Below are 4,360 nucleotides of genomic sequence, written 5' to 3' on the forward strand. Positions count from 1 at the left end.
AAAATATTTACTATGAGCTGGCCGATAAGCTGAATAAAACCATCAGCATTCCCTATGTTTTCAAGCTGGGCAGCCATTTCACCAACCTGGTGGGATTTGTTGAGCGGCTCAATGCCATGGATGTGCCCGGTGTGGTGTTGTTTAACCGGTTTTATGAACCCGATATTGACATCGATAAGCTTCGTTTCACTTCTGCTGAAGTCTTCAGCTCCCCTTCCGATCTGCGGCATTCGCTTCGCTGGGTGGGCATCATCTCTTCAAAGGTTCAAAGGATAGAGATAGCTGCCAGCACGGGTGTTCATGATGGTAAGGCGGCGGTCAAGCAATTGCTGGCCGGGGCCGAAGCCGTGCAGATATGTTCGACCATATACAAGAATGGGTTTGCCCAGATAAAAAACATACTGGAAGAGATGAAGGAATGGATGCAGGAGCATCAGTTTGACAAGGTGGAGGAATTCCGTGGCAAGCTCAGCTACAGCAAACTGGATAACCCCATGATCTATGAACGCTCGCAATTTATGCGTTACTTTTCCAGTATACAGTAATTTTAAGAAAAGCAGGGGTTGAAGCTGTTCCAGCTCATAGGGGAAGAAAAAACGCCAGGGCACCTGCCAAAAAACCGCCTGAACCCCGGCCCGGTGGGTTTAAGAGCATCACCCGGGTAAGGAATCGTTTTATTTATTCATAGATAACAAAATATGAAGGCCAACGGCAATCATACAGGAACCGGCATTGCAGGACGTCGGGCTCTTACCGGCATTTTGATGATCCTTTTTTTGGGGACCGGATTTGCCACGGCTACCCGTGCCGATCATCCCCCCGGTAGGCAGGAAGGTGACTTTAAGCGGCATTACACCGGTCGGCTCGGTTATTATCCCATTGAGCTCTACATGGAAAAACAGCAGAAAAATCTGTCTGCTGAGTATATTCAACGTTTCAAGATACGTCAGCGCAGCATTGCACTAACCGGTTACATCGATCAGCAGGGCCAGCTTCATCTGGAAGGAAAGGGTATATTCACCGGCTCCATACAGGATGGCCGAATAACAGGTTATTGGTACCGCTCGCAGGATAGCAGGGAGAAATATCCCTTTGAGCTGGAGCAGAAGTCGCCCGATTATTATTCGCAGGACTACTGGACTTTCCACAAGCTGGATTCCGACGAGCGGCTGAAAATACCCCGCAACAGCAATATCAGCAGGCTGAAGCCGGGGGAGTTGTTTTCGGGACGCATGAGCCAGCTTCATCCTGTTAAAAAGGATACGGCTTTTCTTCAGGCAGGCTACGCCATCGATATACCCATTCAGGACAGTTCCATTGTCTCCCGCTTCAGCCTGGAACTGGGTGTCTATAGCAGCATTGACAGTTTGTGGCAATTGCTGCCCGGCGATACCTCCACTGCCCGGGCCGCCAAATCACTCGTGTTGGATGGCAATAAGGTCGACCTGCTGGGTTTTGAAGAAGGTACCACCGGGGGCAGTTACCATTCCAAGCTCTATTTCTTACAGGGGCAGGGAGAGAAGTACGCCTATCTGTTCCATCTTTCCTACTCATTCACCAATCCCTGGGTATATGGCAATCCATATAGCAAAGATGATTATGAGGGGCCCCTTATTAATGATATGAACCGCCTGATCGAGATCGTGGAAATGATCATCGCCAGTTTGTGAGTACATATATTCGACTTATTTTTAGGGTTTTATAAAAAAGGTTTCAGTTTTAGGGGTGATTTATGTCATCTTCAAACTATTGGAAAGATCAACCGTTTTGTGGGTGGACTTGTTGTTTTATTTATCAACTTTGAAAATAAATTTAAACAACAGGTATTATGAAACGAATATTACTTTTTCTGGTGATCATGGTGGTTGGCCTCTCCGGTTTACGGGCCCAGAGTCAGATAGATGAGGCCAAAGCCAAATTTATCTATAATTTCACCAAGTTTTTCGACTGGCCCCAGTTGGAACAAACCGATGATTTTGTGATTGGTGTTTTGGGATCAAACAATGTATACCACGAAGTCACCAGTTTCACCAAAGATAAGAAGGTCATCCTTCAGGATATTGAGGTGAAGAAGTTTCGTAAAGCCGAAGATGTAGCAGAATGCCAGATACTGTATGTCGCCGGCCGGCGTACCGATGACATACCTGAGGTCAAGCGGCAGACCGGCGAAAATACCCTGGTGATCAGCGACAGCAACAAAGGGATCAAGAAAGGAGCGGCACTGAATTTTCTGCTGATCGGCAACCGCCTGAAATATGAGTTTGCTGCATCCAATGCTATGAACCAGGGGTTAAAATTTTCTTCCCGTATCCGGGATATGGCCGCAAGGAATTACTAGGAGATTTAAGAGCGGCCCGTTCTTTGTCCTCATACCAATAAGATTTAGGGTATTTAAATTTCCAACATTTCCTCGGATTTTGTTCTAACGGAAGGGGTTCTCCGGCAGCTGCCGGGGAACCTTTTTGTGTGCTCCGACCTTTAAAAAAGGAGAATTATACTTCCCATACCGGCTTTTTAGTGGTTAATTAGATCCTGATTTCTACCAGGTTCCATCAGTATAAAACTTTATTAACCTTCTGTATTTAAATCAAACAGCGTTGCATTAATTGAGTTTTGCGGAACCCTCTGCCATGGAACCCGCATGCTTATTCATGTCCTTGTTGTGTAAGTTCGTGCATGCGGGTTTCACAAGGTTATTTTTTATTTAATATTTTGGTCTTATGTAACTTATCATGATAAAATAATCATCTCCTTTTGTGATATGAATGATTATTTTGTCATGGACGTTTCATGGCCAACAGTTTATATATTTTCCAATATGTAAAGTCTTTCATATATTAGAAGCTGTAAACAATATTTTCAGATCATGAATATTTCTGAGAGATCAAAGATTTTATGTTTTGGGGAAATACTTTGGGATGTTTTACCCGGAGAGAAAACTCCCGGGGGTGCCCCCATGAATGTAGCGGTTCATCTTAACCGGCTGGGACTGGACGTTCGTTTTGTCAGCAGAATCGGAGATGATCCGTTGGGCCATAAGCTGAAGCAATATTTGGAATCCATAAATTTTTCCGATTATCTTCTGCAACTGGATACAGGTCATCCAACAGGTACAGCACAGGTAAACACAAGTGATCCCAATGATCCTCAGTATGATTTCCCTGATTGCGCCTGGGATTATCTTGAATTTGATCACGATCTTTTTTCGTTGGCCCATGCATCTGATATAATTGTACATGGAAGTCTGATAGCCCGTAAACCTAAAAGTTATGATACATTGATGCAATTGATAGGGGATGAGAACAAGTATAAGGTTTTTGATGTCAATCTGAGAGATCCCCATTATTCACAAGGGCTTATTCAGCAATTGCTTGAGAAGGCCGACCTGGTTAAAATGAATGACTCTGAATTACAGGTGATAAGTGACTGGTTTTTTGAGCCTTCTGATCAAGCGACTTGGATGAGACAATTGCGGGACCGGTTTCATTGCCAGGTGATTTCTGTGACACATGGTAAGCAGGGAGCTTCGCTGTTGTATGAGGACAATTACCTGCGACATGATGGATATTTAACAAGTGTGGTAGACAGCATTGGTGCGGGTGATGCTTTTCTTGCGGGATTGTTACAAGGGATATTGATGAAGGAGGCTCCTGACAGAATCCTTGCTAACGCTGTGGCTTTGGGAGCGTATGTCACTACCCGAAGCGGAGCCAATCCAATTTATAAGAAGGCGGATATAGAACGATTCAAAAACACCCTGGATAGCAATTCGGATTAGATCATTCTTTTTGGGTCAAGAAAAAATGATTTGTGGGAGGCTTACCCTGAAAGGCCATTCCCATAAAGACCGGTCGCTGGAGCAGGGACTCCAGTGGTGCCAAAAAAAGAAAAGTTCCGGGAGAACCTCGGAACTTTTCTTTTAAACAGGGACAACTAAAACCTAAAAACTAAAACCTAAAAACCTAACCTAAAAATGAGAAAACCCTAAACCCAAACCTAAATGCTGTATGATGGATGCTCTTCTTTAAAAATTGTTCTTTATTAGGTGATACTCAAATGGGAGGGGAAAGGTTACCGGAATTTATTTACCGGTATTTTTTTATTGATAAACGTTCCTTTTTTGTTCATAAACGTCGATTTTCACTATAAGATGCCTCAGGCGCCTAATGTTCTGAGGGCGGGATGTGCAGGTTGGGATGAGCCGGCTCCATGGAGGTGATGATTTTCAAACGGGGGATCAAAAAAAGGCCTTTTCAAAGAAAAGGCCCAGCCATGAGAGAGCTATATGGGAAGAATCTGATGTTGATGTTAGGCAGAGTTGATGGAATTCAGCTTGGCTTCGATCTCCTCAAAAGAGGCC

At 44.3% G+C, this 4,360-nt stretch carries 4 protein-coding genes; all 4 read left to right on the plus strand.

Annotated elements, in window-relative coordinates:
* The coding region (locus KGY70_17710; protein ID MBS3777039.1) for a diguanylate cyclase at window positions 1-545 on the plus strand (545 nt) is incomplete at its 5' end.
* A gap of 153 nt (window positions 546-698) precedes the next feature.
* Window positions 699-1,670 carry a hypothetical protein gene (locus tag KGY70_17715; GenBank protein MBS3777040.1) on the plus strand — a complete coding sequence of 324 codons (972 nt, stop codon included), beginning with the start codon at window positions 699-701 and terminating at the stop codon, window positions 1,668-1,670.
* Between the two features lie 158 nt (window positions 1,671-1,828).
* The gene (locus KGY70_17720; GenBank protein MBS3777041.1) at window positions 1,829-2,338 is read left to right on the plus strand and encodes a YfiR family protein; all 510 of its coding nucleotides are present in this window, start codon (window positions 1,829-1,831) and stop codon (window positions 2,336-2,338) included.
* A gap of 528 nt (window positions 2,339-2,866) precedes the next feature.
* Window positions 2,867-3,778, plus strand: coding sequence for a carbohydrate kinase (locus tag KGY70_17725; protein ID MBS3777042.1), 912 nt, complete (start codon window positions 2,867-2,869; stop codon window positions 3,776-3,778).
* Window positions 3,779-4,360 lie beyond the last annotated feature (582 nt).

The sequence above is a fragment of the Bacteroidales bacterium genome (genome assembly GCA_018334875.1).
In the GTDB taxonomy this organism is placed as follows: domain Bacteria; phylum Bacteroidota; class Bacteroidia; order Bacteroidales; family UBA12077; genus JAGXLC01.

Bases quoted from the DNA above. Each gene is read 5' to 3' on its own strand.
- KGY70_17715 (MBS3777040.1), top strand. From the start codon at position 699: ATGAAGGCCAACGGCAATCATACAGGAACCGGCATTGCAGGACGTCGG.
- KGY70_17720 (MBS3777041.1), top strand. From the start codon at position 1,829: ATGAAACGAATATTACTTTTTCTGGTGATCATGGTGGTTGGCCTCTCC.
- KGY70_17725 (MBS3777042.1), top strand. From the start codon at position 2,867: ATGAATATTTCTGAGAGATCAAAGATTTTATGTTTTGGGGAAATACTT.